Raw genomic sequence first — 21,759 nt, 5'->3', positions numbered from 1 at the left:
TCGATCAACACCGCACCAACGTGACAACGTCGACCCTTGGCTACCTGGGCCTCATCAAGATCGGCAAATGCCTCTTTCCCAGCCCCGCAGCCAGCCCCGCGGCTGCGTCCCGGGCACCGCCACATCCGCCGCCGCGCTGGCCGCTTCGCCACCCTCCCCTCCCCCGTCCCACGCCACCACATCTGATCGGCACTGCTCTTGTGGCCATGCGGCCGTCACCGCGATCGCCGTCATGCGCCGCGTGCCGCCGCGGCCGGTGCGCTGCCCGAGACGCGCCCTTCCCGGCTGCCTGCGCGCTCCCGGAAGTCGCACCGGGGTGCGGAGCAGGCCCTCGCGGCCGCCGTGCTGATCGTCGCCGGTACTCAGCCACTTCGCCCTGCCGATGGGCGGCCCGAATACAAAGCTGCCAAGAGTCCGCAGACGTAGGTCGCCAGCAACAGCACGGGCACGTGTCCGCCTGGTGCGAATCCGCAGATGGCCAGCCTGGCCAACGCCGGCACGATGGCTCCCAGAGCGCACAGCACCAGCAGCGGCGACCACCACCCGGCCGTTCCCAGTCCCGAGGGCAGCAGACGCAGCGGCCGCTGGGCCCGCATCACACCCACGGTGAGGAGTACCAGCAGAGCTGTCAGGAGGGTGAGCCAGGCCGGGCGCAGGGCCCACCACTGAGCCGATCCGATGGTCGGCTGGGGCATGAAGCCGGTGGGGTAGAGCATGACGGCCACGATGATCACCGGCATCATGTGCCACAAGTAGACCGTCATGACCGTGCGGTTGAGGCGGGAGACCAGCCGCCATCGCCACTGACGGGCGAGCAGGCGCTCAACGGCCGGATCGACCACGAGCAGCAGTCCCGTCTGGGTGGCTGCGAACGCCAGCAGGGCAATCGACGGCGGGGTTGTGTTTCCCACCCGCGCTCCCGTCCCGATCATGTCGATGGGGAAGGGGCCCCAGACCACCAGCGCGGCGAGGAGCACAGCTCCTCCGGCGACCAGCACCCCGCAGCGCCACCGGGGACGCGTGAGCGTGCCGTCCTGCCACGCGAACCCCCACTGGTGCATCACGCCCCACACCAGCAGATAGTTCGCGAAGCCGATCAGAGGCAGGTGAGGGCCGAGCACCAAGGCGTCCACCCCCACAGCTGCGACGGCCATCACCGCAGGTACTGCCAGTCCCCACCGCCGGTGCGCAGCGAGCAGGAGCGGGGTGAGCGCGATCAGCAGCAGATAGACGGGCAAGAACCACAGATGCAGAGTGGCGAGCCACCCGGCGCGGGCCAGAGCGGCCTTGTCCGCGTCGGCGATCCGGGCCACGGTGACGACGACTTCGCCCACCACGACGTAGACCGTCGTCGGCCACAGCAGCCGCAGCATCCGGCCGCGCACCCAGTTGGTCCAGCCCTCCCCTCGTTGCTGGTGGGCCGTCCAGGAGACGGCGTTGGCATACCCGCCGACCACAAAGAACACTGGCATGACCTGCAGCAACAGGGTCAGCCAGCGGCCCCAGCCGACGTACTGAAGAGCGTCGAGACCAGACAGATGCCCACTCCGGTACGTGACGCTGGCCAGTAGCCAGTGGCCAAGCACCACCCCGCCGATCGCACACACACGCAAAAGGTCCGCGCAACGGTTCCGTTCCACCCGACTCCTCCCATGAGATCGCCATGCCAGTCGTCGGTGTACGGCGGACTGGTCTCCGTGTAAGTGCGGTGCCAGCGAGTGATCAGCCGTCCAGGGTTCCGCGGCTGCGGAACAGGCCATCGTCGGCGCCTACGCCGAACGGCTCCACGCGGCGGGCCTGGTCGGCCGGGCGGACCAGTGCCTCCGTCGGACGCCGGACCTGCCTGGACCGCCCGCCTGTGTAGATCCACGCGCGCTGTACCGTGCGGCGGAACACCGTGAAGCGAGAAGACCCAAGGACTACCAGGCCGACTCGAGCGACACCCCCGGTACGCCGACCGCTGGGCGAACGAAGACTCCGGGGCCCGGATCAGCTGGCCATGAGCGAACCGCCCATGGGCAGGACGAACAGGCTCAGGGCCGCAAGCACGCGCGAGACCACCAGCGAGGTTGCCGCGAGCATCTGCTCCACGCTCCGGGTGGCAGCTGCCGGAACACCCAGGCGACCGAGAAGACAGTCTCGTCCGGCAGCCCGCCGACCATGGCGTTGGTGGCCGCCCGATGGGCGTCATCTGTCTCATGCGCCACTGCACACCGCACGCAGGAGCCATCGTTGAACAGCGGCAACGCACGCGATGGAACCTCAAACTGCATGGCGACCCCGAACTCGGGCAGACGCACCCGAGAGATCGAAGTGGTACGCCTCCACCAATTCGCGCTGCCGGAAGGCGGCCGCCAGGACTGCGGCCACCACCGAGCCATCCCCCCAGCCGGGCCGCGCAAAGGTGCCCGGTGCTGCCCTGTCGTTCCCGGACCCTGACTCCGGACGCGGCCAGCATCTGCGGGGGCTTTGCCGCAGTGCGGGGCCATAGCAGTGCGCAGGATGCGCCGACAGCCCGCCTGCCCGCCTGCCCGAGGTTCCGGCTCTGGCTGATCTTGCTCCAGGGGAGCATTCCGAGACACAGGAGAGGGGCAGAACCTCCCCCGCCGTCATCCGACGGTGTAGGGGCGCATTATTTCGTTGTCTTCGTGTTCGAGCATGTGACAGTGCCAGACATATCGGCCTGCCCGGTCGAACGTCGCCTTCAGCCTCGTCACGGCACCCGGATAGGCGACTGCTGTGTCCTTGAACCCATTCTCCCACGGCTCGGCGGGCCGCGTAGCGCGGCCCGCCTGTTGCCGGTCGAGGACTTGGAACTGGACTTCGTGGACATGAATCGGGTGTGCGTCCTTCGTGAAGTTGTGAATCTCCCAGATCTCGGTCGCGCCCAGGGCCGGATTCTCCGTAACGGGGTCGTCCCAGCGCATCGGCACGGGGGCCCCGTTCCGGTCCAGGGTGCCGAGCAGCATTTGCCGGGGGCCGACGTTCGGCAGTGACGCGGACTTCTGCTCGCTGAGGGAGAGCCGTCGGATGCGGCTTGCCTTGCCCAATGGTTCGAACGACGGAAGCGACAGCTGGGACGGTGGCACGGTCGTGTCCGGTGAGGTGAGTGCTTCGATGACGAGCTTCATGATTTGCCCGGTGGTGACAGGGTCTGCCGGGGAGTAGTCCGTACCTGCCTTCCCGCCCTGGAATGCTTTGTCGGGGCCCTCGTTGATGAGATACAGCTCGGTCCCGACCGGGACGGATGCGAAGTCGACGATCACGTCGGCGCGCTCGGCGGGAGCGATGAGCACCTGGTCGCGCTGCACAGGTGCGGGGAGGAAGCCTCCCTCGCTGCCGATCTGGCAGAAGGGGAGGGCGGGGGTCGCGGGACGGTTGGCGAGTGGGTGGGTAACGATCTTGAGGATCAGGTACCGCGAGTTGCATCCGTTGAGAAGCCTGAAACGGTAGCGGCGCGGTTCGACTCGAAGGACCGGCCAGGTACTCCCGTTGGTCACCATCGTGTTGCCGAAGAACTCGGGGTTCCAGATCGGGGGGATGTCACTGTCCGGGATGTAGGGGCCCCTGAATCCGTCGAAGGCACTGCGTCCGGCCGGGTAGAACAAGCTGCCGTCGACGTGGAAGGAGCGGTCCTGGATGGCGAGAGGGATCTCGTAGTACTTCCGGCCGGGCGGATCACCGGGCCGGGGCGCGGGCCCGGGCAAAACACCGGCGGGAAGGTCCGCAGGTCCGCCTCGCAGAAGGTAGAACCCTGCCAGTCCGGCGTAGACATTCAGCCGCGTGACGCCCAGGGCGTGATCGTGGAACCAGAAGGTCGAGGCCCTATCCGCGTTGGCGTACTGGAACACAGCGTCCCCCCGACCCCAGGCGTCGCCGAACCGGTCTTCGAACTTCTCCTTGAACTCCTCGTAGAACGAGCCGACTTCGGCGTATCCCGCAGGAAGATCAAGCGCGCCGGGAAGGTACCAGGCTTCGGTGTAGCCATCGCTCTCCTCCGAGTTCCGCCCGCCATGCAGGTGCGTCACGATCGGCACTGGGCCCGTATACGGTCCGGGTGTCGAGCGGAATCCGGGACGTGAGTCCCGGGCCGATGTTCCGCCCGGAGGGTTCGCCCAGTGCAGTGTGGGGTCGACCGGCAACAGGTGTGGCAAGTAACGGCCTCTGCGATCAAGCAACTGGTTCTTCCACCTCACCCTCACAGGTGTTCCGGCACGAGCCTCGACGGTGAACGCGGGGTAGTGGAAGCTGCGCGGGTGCGGAGGCGATCCGTACCCCCACACGGTCGTCGCCGGTAGGCCGGAGGGCAGCACCTGCTGCTGGAACTGTCGCACACCGATCACGTAATGGTCGATGTGATCAGCGACGCCGCCCCCGGCCTGCGGCATGACAGGCGGGACGACGAGCGGCGTGACGTACTTATCCACCTTTCCCGGATCCAGAACGCCCTTGCCGCTGGGCTCAAGGAGGCGTGGAGTCGCGGAGGCCGCCGGAAGGAGCGCGAATATTCCGCCGACCGCCGCCTGCACGACACGCCGTCTCGTGACCACGTAGGTCCTCCATCAATTGCGGGCACCATCAGGGGTCGCAGCTTGCAGATCCGCGCGCTGCCGGCAATGCTCCACGGACCTATCCGGCGACCAGCGCGTGAACGCATACGGGATACCGGGCCCGAACCCGCGTGTGCCAGACCCCGGGATACCGGCCTTGGTGAGCTTCTTTGGTTTCTTCTGTGCGTATTTAAGCCACTCTGGATGCCAGAATCGCGTCACGAGTGAGGCAGCGCACCTCCTATCACCCCATTGCTTCGAAATCGCTGACGGGCAATTAGCAGCCAACCTCCCACCGACGACATCCCAGGACGCTGGAGGAACCGGCGAGTATGACGTAGAGCCGCGTTCACAGCGGCCGACCGGGGAACAGCGCTGGCCCGGAATCCGGATCGCCCTCCAGCACACGACAGGACCACCGCAGAGGAGTGGCCAGCAGCCGAAGCGCGCACAAGCGTCGGTCAGCGGGCCGGTCGCAGAGTCTTGTTCCATGCGCGTGTGATCGCCGGCTCGTTCGGCGCCTGCCGAATCAACCGCGGGCCCGCGCGAAGGCAAGCCCGCAGCGGACCTTCCCAAGGATTCGCGTTTCGGTCAGCCACTTCGGCGGGAGCGAGCCAACCAAGGGTGACGGCGACCAGGCCCATCAGCATGGCGACGTAGGCGCCGCCCAGCCCGGTGCCGGTGCCACCATCGGCGGTGGCCGCAACCGCCCCGCCGACGCCCACGGCAATCAGGCCCGCCACGAGCGCTGTGACGGCCCCGTTCCGTCGGGCCCAGGTGCCGATGTGGCCCTGACGGCGGGGCGGGCCAGGGCCAGGCCGCCGCTGACCGCACCGAGGAGGCCAACCAGCGCGGCCAAGGAAGATCCGATACGGCCGACGCTCAGGGTGTAGACGCTTGCGGCGACCGGCTGGACAGAAAGGTCCGCGGCCGCCGGTACGGCGAGCACGAATCCGCCGACCAGGACGGCGCCGGCCACGGCGAGCACAGTGCGCATTGACATGGGGTGCTCCTTCTCCTCACGGGAACTGGATCACCCCAGCATGTCCGCCTGCTCCACCTCCGGTCGTCCGGCGGACGCGGGCACTTCCCGCTGCCGCGCCCGCCGCAGGCGACACGCATATACCGCCTACGTGGTAGCCGATCACTCGTCTGCAAGCGGGACTCGCCCGGGACCGCATCCGGCTAGGGTGCGCGCGTGAGCACAGGATGGCCCGGTGTCCCGGCCGGTGTGAGGGACTGGGCGATCGCCGTCGGCGTGGCGGCGACGCTGCTGGTCACCGGCCTGTCCTGAACCGTCTTCGGCGGGCTCAAGTACAGCTGGCCGCGGTGATCACGATGATCGAGTCCGGCCGCGACTGCAAGGACGTCGTGACCCAGCTGGCCGCCGTCTCCCGGGCCCTGGACCGGGCCGGATTCAAGATCGTGGCCAGCGGGATGCGGCAGTGCCTCACCGAAGGATCCGACGCCTCACTCATGACACAAGAAGGACTGGAGAAACTCTTTCTCACCCTCGCCTGACCCCGCTCCGTCCGGCCGGCCGGCTCCACCAAGGACCGACCGGCGACGTGGTTCTTCTCGCGGACGTAGGCGGGTCGATGGTCGATATCGCACAAATGGTCAGGTGCGCGCTGCGTACACGTCCCGGGCGGGGGAAACTCGCAACGCTGATCGTGCCGGTATCCCTCGGGCCGGACGAACGGCCGGATGAAATGGTGACGTCGGACGCCTACAAGACCCTCGCGAAAGCCCTCTGGGTCCTGCGGGCGCACGACACGGACATCATCGCGGCACTGGCCGACCCCGCGTCCGCGGGACGGGGCGCTGAGCGCGGCGGCCGAGGTACTGCGGTTCAGCGAGGCACGGCACCCCGCGCCGGTCCGTGCGGCTGCGGGTCATCGACCCGGAGTGCGCCCACAGGCCGCGCGGGATCGGGGCGGCCACGGGGTGGCTGCGGGAGACCGGGAACGGTGCGCTGCGAGTGCCCTACACGGTCATCACGCCGGAGGACTGGCGCACGGTCGGCGGCGGGTATCCGCTCGGGCAGTGGATCGCCGAGCAGCGCCACGCCAACAGGGCCGGGTAACCTGCCTCACCGCGCGCCGCACGGAGCATTCTGCACGGGCCCACGGCAAGGCTGACCGAGCCCGGAGCATGCCCGCGAGACGGAATGGCTCTCGTGTCGAGCCGCCTTGCCAGTAGCCCGTTCCGCCCTTTCAGGGAGCGCCCCGCAACCCGTCGATGCCCGACCACCTGAGGAATGACCACCGCTCTCCTTCATGTGCGAATTCTGTGCCCCTATGAGTCCCGCCACATCAGGGTCCGCATGCGACACCAGGAGATATGCGGTACTTCTCGAAATGAGGAGTAGTCGCTATAGGCGCGTCGGTGCGGATGTTCATACTATCGATTGCCTCTCACCCTCGTCTGGCTGGATACAGATAAGGGCACCGGGGCGCAGCGGGCGGGGCATGCGGACTCGCTTGCTGTCATTCCACCTCTTACGAGCCCTACGGGACGGAGGCAGTTGCCATGGAGACAGTCGTCACCGTAGGCCTCGACGGCTCACCCGAGAGCCTTGCCGCTGCCCGGTGGGCCGCCGACGAAGCCGAGCGGCGCAAGCTCACGCTGCGTCTGCTGCACGCGTGGCCTCTGCTGGTGCCGGAGCCGACCCGCGTTCCTGCAGAGATGGATCAGAACTACTGGGCGAGGCGGATCGTGCACAAGGCGCGGGCGGAGCTCCAGGCGCGCCACCCGGGCCTTGCCATTGTCGGCAGCCTGGTTGCCGACGACGCCCAAGACGCGCTGCTGCGAGCGGCATCGGAGTCCGTGATGATCGTGCTCGGTTCGCGCGGCCTGGTGCCCGTCGAGAGCTATTTCCTCGGAGACATCAGCATGTCCGTCGTGGCACGGGCCGACGTGCCGGTGGTCCTGGTACGCGCCGAAGTGAGCGAACAAAGGCCACAACCCGCCCCAGTAGCGGAAGGCGGCGTCGTGGTGGCACTGAAATTGCACGGCCCCTGCGACGACCTCCTCGAATTCGCCTTCGGCATCGCCGCGGCGCGAGGCGTGGCCCTTCGCGCGGTCCACGGCCAAAGCCTGCCACTGGTCGCATACGCGCCCTGGGGCGTGGATCACGACGTTACGGAAGAAATCACTCGGGACACACGGCAGCGCGTCCACCAGATCCTCCTCCCCTGGCGTGACAAGTTCCCGCTCGTGGAGGTGAGCGACAGCATCGCTCTCGAAAGCCCCGCCAAGGCTGTCGTACGGGCCGCCCATGGAGCCGGGCTGCTGGTAGTCGGCCGACGCAAGCATCGCCCCGCCCTACCGCACCTGGGCCCAGTCGCCCAAGCTGCCATTCATCACGCGCGCTGCCCTGTCGCCGTCGTCCCTCATCGCTGAGGTGCGTAACCATGGCAGCCGGCTCAAGCTGGCAGACGCGTCGGTGGCCGGGGGCCCCGATGCGGACGACATCGTTGTTTTGGCGCTCGTGACCGGCCGACACACACGCGGACAGCACCGTCAACGGCTCCGACCCCAATCGTCGGCGGGCCTGGCCGATCGCCGCTGTTGTCTGCACCCACCACGGCTTCTCCCGTCGCCGCGCCCGCTCCAGCCCTTGCGTCAACGGCCGGAGCGGTACGGGATCGACGGGAGTGGACAGGCCGTCACACTGTGAGCCACCAGGAACGGATCTCGGTCATCACCAAACGCCCTACCATGCCCGTTCCAATCGGCACGACCACGCAGCTCTCGCTCTCGTCCGTGATCATCGAGGGCCTTGATTTGAGCGGGGCCGAGCACGTCCTCAGCGGAACTGGGCTCGGCTTCCAGAGTCGAGGCTCGTCGCTGGGGCAGCATCAGGACCTCACCCCCGATGGTCACTTCGCGGCGCAGATGGCCTCGACGAAGTGGCCCACCTGCTCCTCCGGTAGGCGACGTGCGAGGTCCGCCTCGCTGATCATGCCGACCAGGCGATGGTTCTCAATGACCGGCAGCCGCCGGATCTTGTGCTCCTCCATGGCCCGCAAAACGTCATCCGTGTTGGCCCCAGCGTCAATGGTGATCGGTTTACCCTGCTCGAGCATGCCCGCGGTCATGGTCTTCGGGTCTTTGCCCTTGGCAAGACACTTCACAACGATGTCGCGGTCGGTAACGATGCCATGGAGCCTGTCGTCCGGCCCGCAGACCGGGAGCGCTCCGACGTCCAGCTCGCTCATCCGGCGCGCCGCAACCTCCAGCGTCTCGTTCTCCTGGATGCAGGTTGCATCGGCGTGCATGATCTCCCGTGCAATGGTCATGACCGTCTCCTTCGATCCTGAGGATCAACGCGGCAGAACCCACAGGTCCGGGCACGCCCCGAATCTTTCCTCCCTGAAGCCAGTGTGGGTTCTTCGCACCCCGTACGCATGCTGGCTTCCAGAGTCCCCGCGCCGCCGAGCCTGGCCCACGCGGCATCGCAACTGGGCTGACCGCGTTCGGGATGAGACCCCGGTAGCAGATAGCGTTTCCCTCCGTGTTCTCCGGGGGTCTATGGCGCCGACGTCGACTGCTCGGTCCCGGTCCCTCTCCTGTCACTGGGTCCGGGTCGGCCACATACGACTGCAGCCGTGGTTGAAGACGTCGAGGAACAAGTCGTCGGTGGTCAAGGGGCCGACGACACACCAGTGCTCGTCCAGGACGGGCAGGCTGCGCACGCCGGATCCGCGAAGCGCCTGGTAGGCGGCCTGGATGTCGTCGGTGGTCTCGCGGAGATCTTCGTGGGACGCCCGTTCTCACGTGCGGGTGATACTCCGGAGCTCTCGGGCCATCGCCGGTAGGTGCAGCGCAGCATGCTTGCATGACCTGTTCTTGGCCGCTGGTGCCCACCTCTCTACATACTTTGTACGCGGTCCCGCACCGCAGCAGCTTCCCCTAAGGGTGCCGGTCGCGGTGTGCGGCGGCGCTGCTCACCGCTGTTCACGCAGTAGCGTGAGGCGGCGTTTGTACTCGTCCTCGTCGATCTCCCCGCGCGCGAACCGTTCTGCGAGCAGGTCTTCGGCTCGTCGGCTTCCCCATGCTGCGTCACCGGAGGTCGGGTCGGACTGACGACCGCGGTGGGTATTGGTGAGGTAATGGGTGAGGGCAACGATCCCGACAATCAACAGCGACCAGAACACAACCATGACCACGGTCATGAAAAACCATCCACTCCAGCCCCAGCCGCCGTCGTACCACATCATGCCGATCACCTTCTCTGGGACGACCGCCGTCGACAGTTCCACAGTGACACCACGTGGCGCCGACGCGGAAGGGAAACATGGCCCTGTCAGAGGACTGAACGGCCCGTACGATCCGTACGCGGACGATCGCTGACGAAATCCGCTCAGGTCCTTGAGCCTCGCGTGCCTCGGGGCGTGCCACAACGGACGCGCTGGTATCGCCTAGAAGACAGCCCTCGACGGGCACCAGCCCCCGCGAGCCGAGAACGATCTCACGGACTCCGGTGCCACTCGCAGAGGCACCTGCTCGGCATCGTCGGCGACCAGGCTTCCGACGATGGGTAGGCCCAGGTGATGTGCACGGTCGGCCTCGCCCAGTAGTTCTGATCCATCTCGGCGGGAATTCCAGTCGCTCCCGGCACCAACAAAGGCGGCGCGTGCACCAGGCGCGGCGTGAGTTTGTGCCCACAGCTTCGTCGGCGGCCCAACGGACAGCGGTCAGGCCCTCAGGTGGCCCCGTCGAGACCGGCGATGACTGCTGGCTCCATGAGGGCTGCCTCCGTCTCGCAAAAGGCCGGAACGACGACGGTGTGGGAGCCGCCCTTCCACACTGCTGCCGCCCCCTGTGTCACAGCCCAGGGCGTGAGGGACGACGGCAGGGCATTGAAGGGCTGAGCAGGGGTCTCGGAAAAGGCATACGGGAGCACGGCCGCCGGCCTTGTGGTCGGACAACAGCCGCGCGGAATCTCACGTGCTGGTGGGCGTACTCGGTACGTCGCTGGTCCGGTAGGCCAGGTGTTCGGCGACGGACACCACACCGTCGACGCTCCTGCACAACCGTTCGATGATGGGAATCAGGCTCTTGAACTCGACGGATCCTCTGAGCGTCACCTCCCCCTGCCGGACCTCGACCGTCACCGCCGAGGGAGCGAGGCCCATGGTCTGCTGCAACACATCACGGTTGATTTCCTCTCGGATGGCATCATCGTGGCGCAGGAAGACCCGTAGCAGGTCTCTGCGGCTGACGATGCCCAGTAGCTTGTCCGTCTCGTCCACGACGGGCAGCCGTTTCACGTCCTGCACTTCCATGAGGCGGGCAGCCTCGACCACGGTCCACTCCGGACGCGCGCACACCGCGGGAGCCGACATCAGTTCCTCGGCCCTGGCCCCCTCGGCCTTGGCCCGCTCCCACGCCTCCAGATGCGGAATCGGTGTCCGGCCGGTCGGGTCGGTCAGGTCGGCGGACTTGCGCAGCAGGTCGGCCTCGGACACGACACCCATGGGCCGGTCCAATTCGTCCACCACGGGCATCGCGGTGACATCGTTCTCCGCCAACAGTTTGACGATCTCCTTGAACGGCAGGTCACGCCGCGCCCGAACAACGTCTCGGGTCATGAGCTCTGCAACAGTTCGGTGATGCATGTGACTCGCCTTTCAGGAAGCGCTGGTCGGAAGTGGTCATGTGCCGAGCGGATCAGGAACCAGACGCCCACGGTCGTGCCGACCGGGCTCGCCTTCGGGGCCGGTGGACCCCAAGGAACGTCCCACTCGGCCCCACGGCATTGTGCTTTCCTCCTCGTGCGGCGGCACGCCGTGCGTGGCAGTTTGAGTACAGCGACACGATGAAGAACGGTGACGATCATGCGAGCTCACCTCGGCGATCGCCTTGTCGTCGAAAGTCCGGCCACCGGAACCAACAGACGCGAGGGCGAGATCGTCGGAATCCACCATGCGGATGGAACCCCTCCTTATGACGTGCACTGGTCCGACTCCGACCGGGAGACGCTCGTGTTTCCCGGGCCCGACGCCCACGTGCGTCATTCCGGGGACGGGACACAAAGAACCCACTAGCTGGGCCGACGTCTGAATGCCGATACCCGACACGCGTCGAACGCAGTGCGTCCGGTGCCCGTCGGCCGCTCGCCGTCACAGCGCGGCCACACGTACTGCCGTGACCTTGTACTCGGGACAGGATGTGTCGGTGTCGGCATGGTCGGGCGTAAGTTGGAGGTTGCCGCTGCGCCGCGTCACGCTTCCGGAGTTGTAGTGCGCCCACCGCCGCCCGGTCACCAGGACGAGTGGATGGTCGGGATCGGGCAACTCACCGGGCGGGAGGTAAGGGACCGCCGCGAGATGCGCCCGGCCGTCCGCAGTGGCGAACCGCTCGCCGTACAGCTTGGCCCTGCCCGGACGGTCGGAGTGCGGACAGGGCCAAGGGACGGCGCCCTCGCGGTCCAACCGTTCGTGGGACAGCCCGGCGAACACGGGTGCGACCCGCCCGCACTCGTCCAGGGTGGCGGCAGGGGTCGGGCACCCCAGGTCCACGCCCATGGCTGCGGCCACGGCTTGCACGGCCTCGAAGTCGGTACGGGCCTACCGCCCCGGGATACGATCCAGGAGACGGCCGCCAAGGTCTCGACGTTGTTGACCACGGTCGGCGCATCCCACAGCCCGCGCTGGGTCGGGTACGGCGGGCGCGGTCGGGCGCACCCCCGGTCCCCCTCCAAACTCGCGATCAGGGCGGTCTCCTCACCCGCGACGTACGACCCGGCTCCCTCCACCACCTCGATGTCAAAGGCCGTGCCCGTGCCGTGGACGGACGGGCCGAAGTGTCCGTCGGCGTACGCCCGCGCGACGGCTTCCCGCATTCTCATCAGCGCGCACGGATACTCGGAACGCACCAGCACCAGCCCCTGGCGGGCCCCACACGCGAAACAGGCCAGAGCCAGGCCCTCCAGCACCCGCTCCGGATCCTCCTCCATCAACAGCCGGTCGGCGTACGAGCCAGGGTCTCCCTCATCCCCATTGGCCACCACCACGGTGCCGGGCGCCCGGCCGGCCGTCTCCCACTTCGTGGCGACCATGAAGCCGGCTCCGCCACGCCCTCGCAACCCAGATGCCGCCACTTCCCGCTGGACCTGGTCGGGAGTGCCTGTCGTCACAGCCTGCGGCCAGGTCTGCCACGCGGGCTCACCGGCCAGCACGCCTGGCGAGCAGTACGGGGTCGCCCGTGTCGTCGGCCACCGGGATCCGCGGCGCCAGCGGCGGCTCACTCCTCGCGAGTTGACCGGCCAGCGTCGGGCCCGTGCAGGGGGTGTCGCCGTCGAGCGCTGCGGGACCTGCGTAGCAGTACCCCAGACAGCGCACGGTCTGGAGTGATGTCTCTCCGCCTGGCGAGGCGGTTCCTGCCACGACGCCCAGTGAGTGCTCCGCATCGGCGAGATGCCGGCCGGCCTGGGCAGCGAAACACGCGGTCGCGGAGCAGAGCCGGACGTGACGGCGACCGTGCGCGGTCACGAGGTCCGCGTAGTAGCGGGCCGGTCCGAGCCCGGCTGCGGCGGGCAAGCCGGCACGAGCGGCGACCACCGGAGCCCACGCCTCGGGGCTGTCCACCGTTCCCGTTCTGGCCTCCGCCAGCGACCGGATCAGCCGGGCACCCGGCCGACCGTGTCAGCCTGCCAGCGCCCGAAGCGCGTCGAAGCGGTCTGCCGAACCGACAGGATCCATGCCCTCATCGTGGAGGCGGCCGGCCGTGGCTGCAATTCCGGCATGAGCGCTTACGCATGCGAGCAACAACAGCAACAGGGCGATCCATGTGTGGACGGAACACGGTCTCTTCCATAACGTCGTGCCATGTCTGAACGTCGTGCCATGTCTGACGAGAAGAGTTCGGGCGAGCCCGGGAAGCTGCCGCGCTCGCTGTACGAGCGGGAGCTCTACCGGCTCCAGACCGAGCTCGTGAAGCTCCAGGGGTGGGTACGCGCCGAAGGCGCACGGCTCGTCGTGGTGTTCGAGGGACGTGACGCAGCGGGCAAGGGCAGCACGATCAAGCGCGTCACCGAACACCTCAATCCCCGGGTGGCACGGATCGTCGCGCTGCCGCGGCCCACCGAGCGCGAGCGCGGCCAGTGGTATTTCCAGCGCTATGTCGAGCACCTTCCGGCCCCGGGGGAAGTGGTCCTGCTCGACCGGAGCTGGTACAACCGCGCCGGCGTCGAACGCGTCATGGGGTTTTGCACCATGGAGGAACACCAGCGGTTCCTTCGCCAGTGCCCGATCTTCGAGCGCATGCTGGTGGAGGACGGCATTCTGCTGCGAAAGTACTGGTTCTCGGTCAGTGACGCGGTGCAGGAGGAGAGGTTCCGGCGCAGGCTGCAGGATCCCACCCGCCGGTGGAAGCTCTCGCCGATGGATCTGGAGTCGATCACCCGCTGGGAGGCCTATTCGCGGGCGAAGGACGAGATGTTCGTCCACACCGACATCTCGGAGGCTCCGTGGTACGTCGTCGAGAGCGACGACAAGCGCCGGGCCCGGCTGAACATGATCGCTCATCTCCTGTCCACCGTGCCGTACAAGACGGTCGATCCACCGGTGATCGAACTGCCCCCGCGGCCTCCGTCCACCGGGTACCAGCGACCTCCGAGAGACCTTCAGACATACGTCCCCGACCACGCCTCAAGGCTCGGGAAGCGAGGCGGGAGGGGCATCTGATCAGGGCGCGAGAGGTACGACGGCCACCGGACAGTCGGCGTGGTGGAGCAGGGTATGGGCAACCCGGCCGAGTTGGAGTCCGAAGTGGCCTCGGCAGCGATGCGCTCCGACGACGATCAGGTCCGCCGCGGCCGAGCGCCGAACCAGTACCTTTGCGGCCGGTCCCTCCACCGCCGCCGAGTGCAGCCGGACCGTCGGGTGATCCTGTACGGACGCGGCCATCGCCTCGTCGATCAGGGTCGCCGCACGTTCCTTGTGGTACAGGTGCTCACTGGCAGTACGCCGGGGGTCGGCACGGTTGTGCGAGGGACAGCGCCAAGCCCGTACGGCATCCAGTTCGCAGCCCCTCGCCCCGGCCTCACGGAAAGCAAACCGAACCGCCGCCGATCCACTCTCCGGTTCCCCTACGCCCAGAAGGATCCGCCCGTGCCCGCCTTCGATGCCTGCCTTGTCACCGCGTACGACGATGACGGGACACGGGGCCCGCGCGGCCACGGCCAGACCGACCGAGCCGAGCAGAAGGCCGGTGAACCCGCCACGGCCTCGATCCCCGGTGATCAGCGCCTCGGCGTTGTGGCCCTCGTGCAGTAGGGCGATCACCGCGTCCTCGGGCGTCGCCTCGGCAGAGATGTCGACGCCCGGATGTCGGCGCCGGACCCGCTCAGCGGCAGTGTCGACAATGCAGTCGGCGAGCGCCCGCTCGGGGGGTCGGCCCAGGCTGAGCGCGAGAGCGGCGCCCTCGTACTGCTCCCACCCGAACGCGTACACCAGCCGCAGCGGCAGCCCGTGAAGGGCCGCCTCGTCGGCGGCCCAGTCGACCGCCCTCAGGCTGCTCTCCGATCCGTCCACACCCGAGACCAGGGGCAACGTCATCATCCCCACCGCCTTCCGCTCGCCTGCTGAAGGGAGAACGCCTGTTCTCACGGTCGCACCGGCGCAGGTCGGAGGTGAGAGCCGGTTCGGCCAGGCCAGGGAACGTCCGACCCTGTTCGTGGTCCGGCTGGACCACGTGCACGACGTGCTTTTCGGCAGCGGCACGACGGGAGCCGGATGTGCTCGTCGCCGCCCCGGCGTCCGGTTGGCCCGCGAGGCGCCGGAGGCGATAGTGGAGGGACCGGGCGGCGGCCTGGCCCGGTCGTTGCGATCGGGCGCGAGGAGCGCCCCGGCGGACAGGGCGGCCAAGTGCTCCGGAGTCGCGGGGCCCACAGAGGTCCGGACAGGCCTGCGGCAGGGGCCGGATGGCCCATGTCCGCGCACCGTCTGTCCGGCGATGCTGACACCGGGAACTACAGAGGAGGCCACCGATGAGCGGTTCTCCGACTCGCATCACCGCGGCCCTGCCCGCCCGGTACCGTGCCCGCCTGATGGGGGTCGGGCAGGAGGTCAATTTCGCCCAGGGGGTCCGTCTCTTCCAGGAAGGAGACCACGCGGACCGCTTCTGGATCCTGCGTTCGGGCACCGTCACGCTGGACATCCGTGTGCCGGGCAGTGCACCGGTGGTGATCGACAGTCTCGGATCCGGCGAACTGGTCGGCTGGGCCTGGCTGTTCGAGCCCCACATCTGGCACCTCGGAGCAGAGGCGATGACGCCTGTCCGCACCCATGAGTTCGACGCGACGGCCGTACGCATGATGATGGACGCGGACCCCGCCTTCGGTTCGGCCATCGGCCATTGGGTCGGTCAGGTCCTCGCCCACCGGTTGCAGGCCACTCGGATCCGTCTGCTCGATCTATACGCCCCGCACGGAAGCGGCGGATTCGTGTGAGTACGCCGTCGCGCCACCACCCAGGAATCATGTCCGAGGAGCATCCCGTGGCCGCATCCCCGTACACCGTCAGCGACGTCATGACCCTCACGGCCGTGGCCATCGGCCGCGAAGCCTCGTACAAGGAGATCGTGGAGCTGATGCACCACTGGAAAGTCAGCGCCGTGCCGGTCCTCGAAGGCGAGGGCCGCGTCGTCGGGGTCGTCTCCGAGGCGGACCTGCTGCCGAAAGAGGAGTTCCGGCAGGACGACCCGAAGCTGCCCGCCCAACTGGAGGAAGCGTCCAAGGCCGACGCCGTACTGGCCGGGGATCTGATGTCGAGTCCGGCCATCACCGTCCACCCCGACGCCACGCTCGCCGAGGCCGCCCGGATCATGGCGCGCAAGCGCGTGAAACGACTGCCCGTCGTGAACGATCTCGGCATGCTGGAGGGCGTCGTGAGCCGCAGCGACCTCCTGAAGGTGTTCCTGCGCCCGGACGAGGAGATCGACGAGGAGATCCGGTCCGCTGTCGTCGCCGGACTCTCTCCCCCGGAGGAGGTGGAGTTCACTGTGCTGGACGGTGTCGTCACCGTTCGGGGGCCTCTCCGGGACCGTTCGCTGGTGCCGCTACTGGCCCGTGCCATTCGCGCGGTCGAAGGCGTCGTGGACGTACGCATGGAACTTGCCTGAAACTTCCGGGGCGAGCCGGTTTCGGGGAAACGGTCATCAATGAGATCACACGGCCGCACCGTCGCAGCATTCACTGAACGACGAAACGCCTCGCGCCGGCTCCGGTCCGGCCGACGCGGGGTTCCTGTCCGGATTCCCTCTGCCCGGCCGGAGCGTTCGTCACGACGTGGGTTTACACGAGCGGAACCGTGATCACTGGGCAGTGCGCCCGGTGCAACAGACCATGGACAACGGAGCCGAGCCGCATGCCCTCGTAGCCACCACGCCCACGGCGGCCCACGACAACGGCCAGGGCGTGCTCTGCCGCCCCTGCAAGCTCTTCCACCGGATGTCCGGTCGGTACCTCGTGGGTCACATGCACCCCCGGGTACCGCGCTGACCAGCCCGCCGTGGTCTCGGAGAGCATGCGTCGCTGCGCCTGGACGGCGTCCTTCTCGTCGTGGAGCATGAATACGGGCGGCTGCCAGACCGAAATGGCACGGAGCGCTGCCGCTCGGAGGTCGGCCTCCTCGAACGCCAGCCCCAGCGCTGCTTTCGAGGACTCACTGCCGTCGATTCCCACCACCAGGTAGGCCGGCTGCTGGGTGATGTGCTCTGCGTCGCCCACAACCACCACGGGACAACGCGCCTGGGCCGTGACGGGGACGACGAGGGAGCCTGCGCTGAAGTACTCCGCCGTACGGCTCAGATGGCGGGATCCAAGCACGACCATGCGGGCCCGCGCGGACAGCCCGCCCATCACGGTGGCCGGGAAGCCGTCGAGCAGCTCGGTGACAGGCTGCATTTGCAGGTGGCGCGCCCGGACCCATCCTGCCCCCTCCCGGAGAGCGTCCGCCCCGGCTTCCAGCATGGCTTTCCTGCGTGGCCGGTCATCGCCCTCACGCCATTCGCGCCCCGGAGGTACGGCTACGACGAGCCGCAGGTCCAGCCTGCGTCGATGTGCCTCGTCGGCCGCCCAGGCCAATGCCAGGTGCCGATTCCTGGCGGGATCGATACCTACGACGAGCTCGCGGCGTGCGTCGGTGTCCATCATGAATCGCTCCCCTGTCCGGAACCGTGCCGAGGAATGAGCTGCACAGGACAGTGCGCGTGGTGCAGAAGGCTGTGCGTCGCCCGGCCGAGGGTGGGGCCGATGTATCCGGGTGTCCGTCGCCCACCCATCACCAGCAGATCCGCATGGCGCGATGCCTCCACCAGGACCCCGGCCACATTCAGGCTCTTCTCGGCTTCCGCCTGAACGTTCAGGTCCGGGAATTCGTCGCGAATCCGGTCCGTCACGGCGATCAGATGGTGGACGTGTTCACCGACGATCTCTTCGACATCGTCGAGCATGGTCACGGCAAGTCCAGCGGATCCGAGAATGCTCCACACATGCAGCAGCCGCAGCGAAGCCTTGTGGATCTCGGCTTCGCACGCCGCATACCGAGCGCATTCGGCATCGTGCTCGTCACGGACCGCGGCAAGCACCACGCCTCTCTCCGTCCCTTCGTCAGTACCCCTGACTATGACCACGGGCGTCGTGGCCTCGGCTGCGACCTTCAGGCCGACGGATCCGAGCAGGAGATTCTTGAACCCGCCCAGACCGCGGTTGCCCACCACGACAGTGCCGCGCGGGCCGGCGGTCCGGCGCAGGCTGGGGACAGCCGCGCCGCCGCTGAACTCCGTGGTGACGTGCAGATCGGAATGCAGTTCCGTGATGGCCGCGGCGGTTTCCCGCAGCAGTTCGTGGCCCGCTCTGCGAACGCGCTCGATGTTCTCTACCGAGAGATAAAGAACCCGGCTGTCGGTGTCGGTCGCGTGGACGATACGCAACGTGCTACCTCGACGCGCGGCCTCAGCCGCTGCCCACAGCGCCGCACGGCGGGCCGGCTCGGAGCCGTCGACGCCGACGGTTACGGATCCCAGTTCCGGGCTGCCGGTGATGCCTCTCATGGTCGCTCCTCACCGAGGCCGCTGAAGGGTCGGCTCCCACACTGGCACCGCTCGCCCCTGCGGGGAGAGGGCCGCTCAGGGCCGCCCCGGGGCCGATGGACCCTGTCGGGAGAATCCTGCGGGCCCCAGATGCCACGGCGCCCGGGGCCGGGTCCGACCGGTCCCGGTCACGCCCCGTTCGGCCCTCCTGTACCCGTGCGGCCCGAAGCATCGTGGTTTCTGAACAACCTCCGGCATCACGTCCGGGTGAATCGCTGTGAGACGGCAGGGGGTGCCGCCATGAAGCACATCAAAGTGGGAGACCTGATGACCGACGATGTCGTCTCGGTCGTCCCGCTCACTTCCTTCAAGGAGGTGGCGAAGCTGCTCGCCCAGCACGACATCAGTGGACTGCCTGTGCTCGACGACGAGGACCGGGTCGTCGGTGTCGTCTCCGAGAGCGATCTGCTGAGCCGGCAGGCGGCGGGTCATCCTGGTGCCGGTGCCACGGCCGCCGTTCCGTCCGGAGCGGAATTCACCGCTGCCGAGATCATGTCGACGCCGGCGGTGACCGTCCACGCGGAGGAGAGCGCGCCGGAGGCCGCCCGGCTGATGACGCGCAGCGGCGTGGAGCGGCTTCCGGTCGTGGACGACGAGGACAGGCTTGTCGGCATCGTCACGCGCCGGGACCTGCTCAGTCTTTTCCTTCGACCTGACTCGGAGATACGACGACGCATCATCGAGGACGTGCTGGTGAGCGCCATGGGAATCGGGTCCGACGCGGTCACCGTCCATGTCGTGGAAGGTGTTGTCACCTTGGAAGGCAGGCTGGAGAACCGGAGCCAGATCGCGATCCTGGCCTACCTTGCCGAGCAGCTCGACGGGGTGGTCGCGGTCGTGAGTCACGTGACCGCACCCGTGGACGGCCCCGTACCCGCCCCCCTCCAGGAGGTCACACATGGCCCGTCCGCCGAGTGGTGAGGCCGCGCCGCTGCCATCGCCGCCCGCCGCGGCAAACCCCTGCACGAAAGGGAAATCGGACCATGATGCATCGCACTGTTGCCGAAGTCATGACCCGGGACGTGGCCACGGCCAGCCCCGAAGCATCGCTCAAGACGGTTGCCTGGAGCCTTGCCTACAACGATGTCTCGGCCCTGCCCGTCGTGGACGCCCATCACCACCCCATCGGCATCGTCTCGGAAGCCGACCTGCTGCGCAGACAAGCGGGTCTGCCGGAAGCAGAAGGCCGTGACCAACTGCGCGGGACGGCGGCCGTCGACCACCGCACCATGGACGCCCGTACCGCCGCCGACCTCATGTCCACTCCCGTACTCACGGCCCGGCCCTCGTGGGGCATCGTCGAGACGGCGCGCTTCCTGAACGAGCGGGGCGTCAAACGCCTTCCGGTGATCGATGACACCGGCACGCTCGTGGGCATCGTCAGCCGTTCGGATCTGCTGCGCCCCATGCTCCGCCGCGATGACGCCATCCGCGAAGAAATCGTTGACGAGCTACTGGGCCGAACTCTCCGGCTCACTCCGGGCGGCGTGACAGTCACCGTTCAGGAAGGAGTCGTCACCCTGAGCGGCATGGTGGAGGAACGCTCAACCATTCCGATCATCGAACTCCTGTGCCTCTCCGTCGACGGTGTCGTCAGTGTCGACCAGTCCCTCGCGTACGCCGTGGACGACCTGCAGCCGGATCACGAATCTGCGCATGACGCCGACAACCCCTGAGCGTTCACGCCGGGGCAACAGGGCCGAGCAGTCCCCGGCGGCCCCCGGATGGTCCTACCGCCGGACGTCGACGATGCCGACGCTCGGAAATACGGGGGCCCATATTCCTGGAGGAACCATGAAGCATCTGCGTACCGTCGACGACGTGATGACGCACGCCGTCGTCACGGTCAACCGCGGAGCGGCGTTCAAGGACATCGTGGAGGCCATGCGGCAATGGCGGATCAGTGCGCTGCCCGTCGTGTCCGAAGAGGGACGAGTCGTCGGCGTGGTCTCCGAGGCGGACCTTCTGCTCAAGGCACAGGGCGCGGACGAGTCCCGCGCCGTCACCGCCGGTGAGCTGATGACCGTCCCCGCCGTGACGGTGTCCCGGAGCGCGGGGATCGCGGGGGCCGCCCGGCTGATGGCCCGCGGTCACCTCAAGCGACTGCCGGTCGTCGACGACGACGGACGCCTCGTGGGCGTGGTCAGCCGGGGTGATCTCCTCAAGATCTACCTCCGTCCGGACGAGGACATCGCCCAGGAACTGCGCGAGCTGATCATGACTCAGCTGATCCCAGCGGGCTCCGCGAACGTGTACGTCCATGTGTCCGACGGCATCGTCCGTCTGAGTGGCACCGTTCCCGACCCGTCACTCGGTGACGTGCTGGTGCGTGTCGCGCGCACGGTGCCGGGAGTCGTGGACGTCTCGGCCCGGTTCGAGTCCGAAGTTCCCGCATGACTGGAGGGCGACGATGAGGCATCGCAGCGTCTCCGACCTCATGACGCCCACGGCCGTCAGCGTCCAGCGCGGCACCACGTTCAAGGAGATCGCCCGGCTCCTCGACGAGTTCGGCATCACCGCCGTGCCTGTCGTGGACGAGTACGGATGCCCCGTGGGCGTCGTTTCCGAGGCCGATCTGATCCGTCGGCACGGCACCGGGAACACCGCCGTCGATCTCATGAGTCACCCGGCGATCACCGCGGCTCCCGGGTGGAGCGCTGTCCGCGCCGCCCGTGTCATGGAGAAGCACAAGGTCAAGAGACTCCCGGTCATCGACAGCGAAGGCCGGCTGATCGGGGTCCTGAGCCGCAGCGACCTCCTGCAACTCTTCCTGCGCAGGGACCACGCCATCCAGGAGGAGATCCTCGAAGATGTCCTGACGCACACGCTGCGGCTCAGCCCCTCGTCGCTGACCGTCGAGGTCACCGATGGTGTCGTGACCCTCAGCGGCATTCTGAACCGGCGCAGTCTCGTCCCCGTCGTCCTGCGTCTGTGCCGGAGCGTCGACGGAGTCGTGGACGTGATCAACCGGCTCGACCACGAGCAGGACAACCTGTCCGACGATGTACGCATGGGCACCCGAAAGCAGCCGAGGAAGGCCTGACAACGCCGACGCGTACGCGAGTTCGTCACCGACCCGAAGCAGCCCCTGCCCGAGGAGGGCCAT

The 21,759-nt window shown here is 67.9% G+C and carries 23 protein-coding genes and 2 pseudogenes; 11 read left to right on the top strand and 14 right to left on the bottom strand.

The window, feature by feature from the left end; all coding sequences use genetic code 11:
- Positions 1-362 precede the first annotated feature (362 nt).
- From EES42_RS36255 to EES42_RS47415, 4 genes are all read right to left on the bottom strand, one after another.
- On the bottom strand, positions 363-1,640 hold the full coding sequence (locus EES42_RS36255) for an acyltransferase family protein (RefSeq protein WP_241196823.1): 1,278 nt from the start codon (positions 1,638-1,640) through the stop codon (positions 363-365).
- A 969-nt stretch (positions 1,641-2,609) separates the two neighbouring features.
- Positions 2,610-4,529 carry a multicopper oxidase family protein gene (locus EES42_RS36250; RefSeq protein WP_206433769.1) on the bottom strand — a complete coding sequence of 640 codons (1,920 nt, stop codon included), beginning with the start codon at positions 4,527-4,529 and terminating at the stop codon, positions 2,610-2,612.
- Between the two features lie 482 nt (positions 4,530-5,011).
- Positions 5,012-5,293, bottom strand: a complete 282-nt coding sequence (locus EES42_RS47420) for a DUF6223 family protein (protein ID WP_266623298.1) — start codon at positions 5,291-5,293, stop codon at positions 5,012-5,014.
- On the bottom strand, positions 5,281-5,553 hold the full coding sequence (locus EES42_RS47415) for a DUF6223 family protein (RefSeq protein ID WP_266487811.1): 273 nt from the start codon (positions 5,551-5,553) through the stop codon (positions 5,281-5,283). Before EES42_RS47415 ends, EES42_RS47420 begins: the two co-directional genes overlap by 13 nt.
- A 287-nt stretch (positions 5,554-5,840) precedes the next feature.
- Here EES42_RS47415 and EES42_RS36240 point away from each other — a divergent pair, with 287 nt between their 5' ends.
- The 3 genes from EES42_RS36240 (at position 5,841) to EES42_RS36230 (ending at position 7,955) form a co-directional block, all read left to right on the top strand.
- The gene (locus EES42_RS36240; protein ID WP_241196843.1) at positions 5,841-6,071 is read left to right on the top strand and encodes a metal-sensitive transcriptional regulator; all 231 of its coding nucleotides are present in this window, start codon (positions 5,841-5,843) and stop codon (positions 6,069-6,071) included.
- Between the two features lie 361 nt (positions 6,072-6,432).
- Entirely contained in the window at positions 6,433-6,636 is a 204-nt protein-coding gene (locus tag EES42_RS36235) for a helicase associated domain-containing protein (protein ID WP_124722455.1), read from the top strand.
- Between the two features lie 446 nt (positions 6,637-7,082).
- Positions 7,083-7,955: a universal stress protein gene (locus EES42_RS36230; RefSeq protein ID WP_124722454.1), complete on the top strand. Its 873-nt coding sequence runs from the start codon at positions 7,083-7,085 to the stop codon at positions 7,953-7,955.
- Between the two features lie 479 nt (positions 7,956-8,434).
- Here EES42_RS36230 and EES42_RS36225 read toward each other — a convergent pair whose 3' ends face one another.
- The 4 genes from EES42_RS36225 to EES42_RS36215 all read right to left on the bottom strand — a co-directional run bounded on the left by EES42_RS36225 (position 8,435) and on the right by EES42_RS36215 (position 11,176).
- Positions 8,435-8,854, bottom strand: a complete 420-nt coding sequence (locus tag EES42_RS36225; RefSeq protein ID WP_124722453.1) for a CBS domain-containing protein — start codon at positions 8,852-8,854, stop codon at positions 8,435-8,437.
- Positions 8,855-9,127: 273 nt separating this feature from the next.
- Positions 9,128-9,250 (bottom strand): hypothetical protein, encoded by a 123-nt coding sequence (locus EES42_RS47410; RefSeq protein ID WP_266487816.1) that lies wholly within the window; start codon positions 9,248-9,250, stop codon positions 9,128-9,130.
- 252 nt (positions 9,251-9,502) lie between these two features.
- Positions 9,503-9,817, bottom strand: coding sequence for an SHOCT domain-containing protein (locus EES42_RS36220; RefSeq protein ID WP_323180951.1), 315 nt, complete (start codon positions 9,815-9,817; stop codon positions 9,503-9,505).
- A gap of 684 nt (positions 9,818-10,501) precedes the next feature.
- Complete coding sequence (locus tag EES42_RS36215; RefSeq protein ID WP_124722452.1) at positions 10,502-11,176, bottom strand: CBS domain-containing protein; 675 nt, start codon at positions 11,174-11,176, stop codon at positions 10,502-10,504.
- A gap of 219 nt (positions 11,177-11,395) precedes the next feature.
- On the opposite strand from EES42_RS36215, the pseudogene EES42_RS36210 reads away from it, so the two are divergent.
- Positions 11,396-11,575, top strand: a pseudogene (locus EES42_RS36210) (DUF1918 domain-containing protein); the annotation flags it as partial.
- A 105-nt stretch (positions 11,576-11,680) separates the two neighbouring features.
- Here EES42_RS36210 and EES42_RS46775 read toward each other — a convergent pair.
- The 3 genes and pseudogenes from EES42_RS46775 to EES42_RS46765 all read right to left on the bottom strand — a co-directional run bounded on the left by EES42_RS46775 (position 11,681) and on the right by EES42_RS46765 (position 13,120).
- Positions 11,681-12,097 carry a hypothetical protein gene (locus EES42_RS46775; protein ID WP_241196848.1) on the bottom strand — a complete coding sequence of 139 codons (417 nt, stop codon included), beginning with the start codon at positions 12,095-12,097 and terminating at the stop codon, positions 11,681-11,683.
- Positions 12,098-12,210: 113 nt separating this feature from the next.
- Positions 12,211-12,618: pseudogene (locus EES42_RS46770) on the bottom strand (protein disulfide oxidoreductase); the annotation flags it as partial.
- A gap of 106 nt (positions 12,619-12,724) precedes the next feature.
- Complete coding sequence (locus tag EES42_RS46765) at positions 12,725-13,120, bottom strand: NAD(P)H-dependent oxidoreductase subunit E (RefSeq protein WP_323180974.1); 396 nt, start codon at positions 13,118-13,120, stop codon at positions 12,725-12,727.
- 285 nt (positions 13,121-13,405) lie between these two features.
- On the opposite strand from EES42_RS46765, the gene ppk2 reads away from it, so the two are divergent.
- Positions 13,406-14,245, top strand: coding sequence for a polyphosphate kinase 2 (ppk2, locus tag EES42_RS36200; RefSeq protein WP_124722451.1), 840 nt, complete (start codon positions 13,406-13,408; stop codon positions 14,243-14,245).
- Here the strand turns inward: ppk2 and EES42_RS36195 are convergent, their stop codons facing one another.
- Positions 14,246-15,118 (bottom strand): universal stress protein, encoded by an 873-nt coding sequence (locus tag EES42_RS36195; RefSeq protein WP_124722623.1) that lies wholly within the window; start codon positions 15,116-15,118, stop codon positions 14,246-14,248.
- A 431-nt stretch (positions 15,119-15,549) separates the two neighbouring features.
- Here EES42_RS36195 and EES42_RS36190 point away from each other — a divergent pair, with 431 nt between their 5' ends.
- Positions 15,550-16,011 (top strand): cyclic nucleotide-binding domain-containing protein, encoded by a 462-nt coding sequence (locus EES42_RS36190; protein ID WP_124722450.1) that lies wholly within the window; start codon positions 15,550-15,552, stop codon positions 16,009-16,011.
- A 47-nt stretch (positions 16,012-16,058) separates the two neighbouring features.
- Positions 16,059-16,682, top strand: a complete 624-nt coding sequence (locus EES42_RS36185; protein WP_124722449.1) for a CBS domain-containing protein — start codon at positions 16,059-16,061, stop codon at positions 16,680-16,682.
- Positions 16,683-16,854: 172 nt separating this feature from the next.
- Here the strand turns inward: EES42_RS36185 and EES42_RS36180 are convergent, their stop codons facing one another.
- Together EES42_RS36180 and EES42_RS36175 are read right to left on the bottom strand one after the other, a co-directional pair.
- Complete coding sequence (locus EES42_RS36180; RefSeq protein ID WP_124722448.1) at positions 16,855-17,715, bottom strand: universal stress protein; 861 nt, start codon at positions 17,713-17,715, stop codon at positions 16,855-16,857.
- The gene (locus tag EES42_RS36175; protein ID WP_124722447.1) at positions 17,712-18,614 is read right to left on the bottom strand and encodes a universal stress protein; all 903 of its coding nucleotides are present in this window, start codon (positions 18,612-18,614) and stop codon (positions 17,712-17,714) included. Before EES42_RS36175 ends, EES42_RS36180 begins: the two co-directional genes overlap by 4 nt.
- A 279-nt stretch (positions 18,615-18,893) precedes the next feature.
- Here EES42_RS36175 and EES42_RS36170 point away from each other — a divergent pair, with 279 nt between their 5' ends.
- The 4 genes from EES42_RS36170 to EES42_RS36155 all read left to right on the top strand — a co-directional run bounded on the left by EES42_RS36170 (position 18,894) and on the right by EES42_RS36155 (position 21,696).
- Positions 18,894-19,574 (top strand): CBS domain-containing protein, encoded by a 681-nt coding sequence (locus EES42_RS36170; protein ID WP_124722446.1) that lies wholly within the window; start codon positions 18,894-18,896, stop codon positions 19,572-19,574.
- An 89-nt stretch (positions 19,575-19,663) separates the two neighbouring features.
- Complete coding sequence (locus EES42_RS36165) at positions 19,664-20,329, top strand: CBS domain-containing protein (protein WP_346775439.1); 666 nt, start codon at positions 19,664-19,666, stop codon at positions 20,327-20,329.
- A 118-nt stretch (positions 20,330-20,447) separates the two neighbouring features.
- The gene (locus EES42_RS36160) at positions 20,448-21,050 is read left to right on the top strand and encodes a CBS domain-containing protein (RefSeq protein WP_124722445.1); all 603 of its coding nucleotides are present in this window, start codon (positions 20,448-20,450) and stop codon (positions 21,048-21,050) included.
- 13 nt (positions 21,051-21,063) lie between these two features.
- Positions 21,064-21,696 carry a CBS domain-containing protein gene (locus EES42_RS36155; RefSeq protein ID WP_124722444.1) on the top strand — a complete coding sequence of 211 codons (633 nt, stop codon included), beginning with the start codon at positions 21,064-21,066 and terminating at the stop codon, positions 21,694-21,696.
- The last annotated feature ends 63 nt before the right edge of the window (positions 21,697-21,759 follow it).

This window comes from Streptomyces sp. ADI95-17 (genome assembly GCF_003846175.1).
Taxonomy (GTDB): Bacteria; Actinomycetota; Actinomycetes; order Streptomycetales; family Streptomycetaceae; genus Streptomyces; species Streptomyces sanglieri.
Note: the sequence above shows the minus strand (reverse complement) of the source record. Positions and strands in the feature narration are given on the sequence as shown.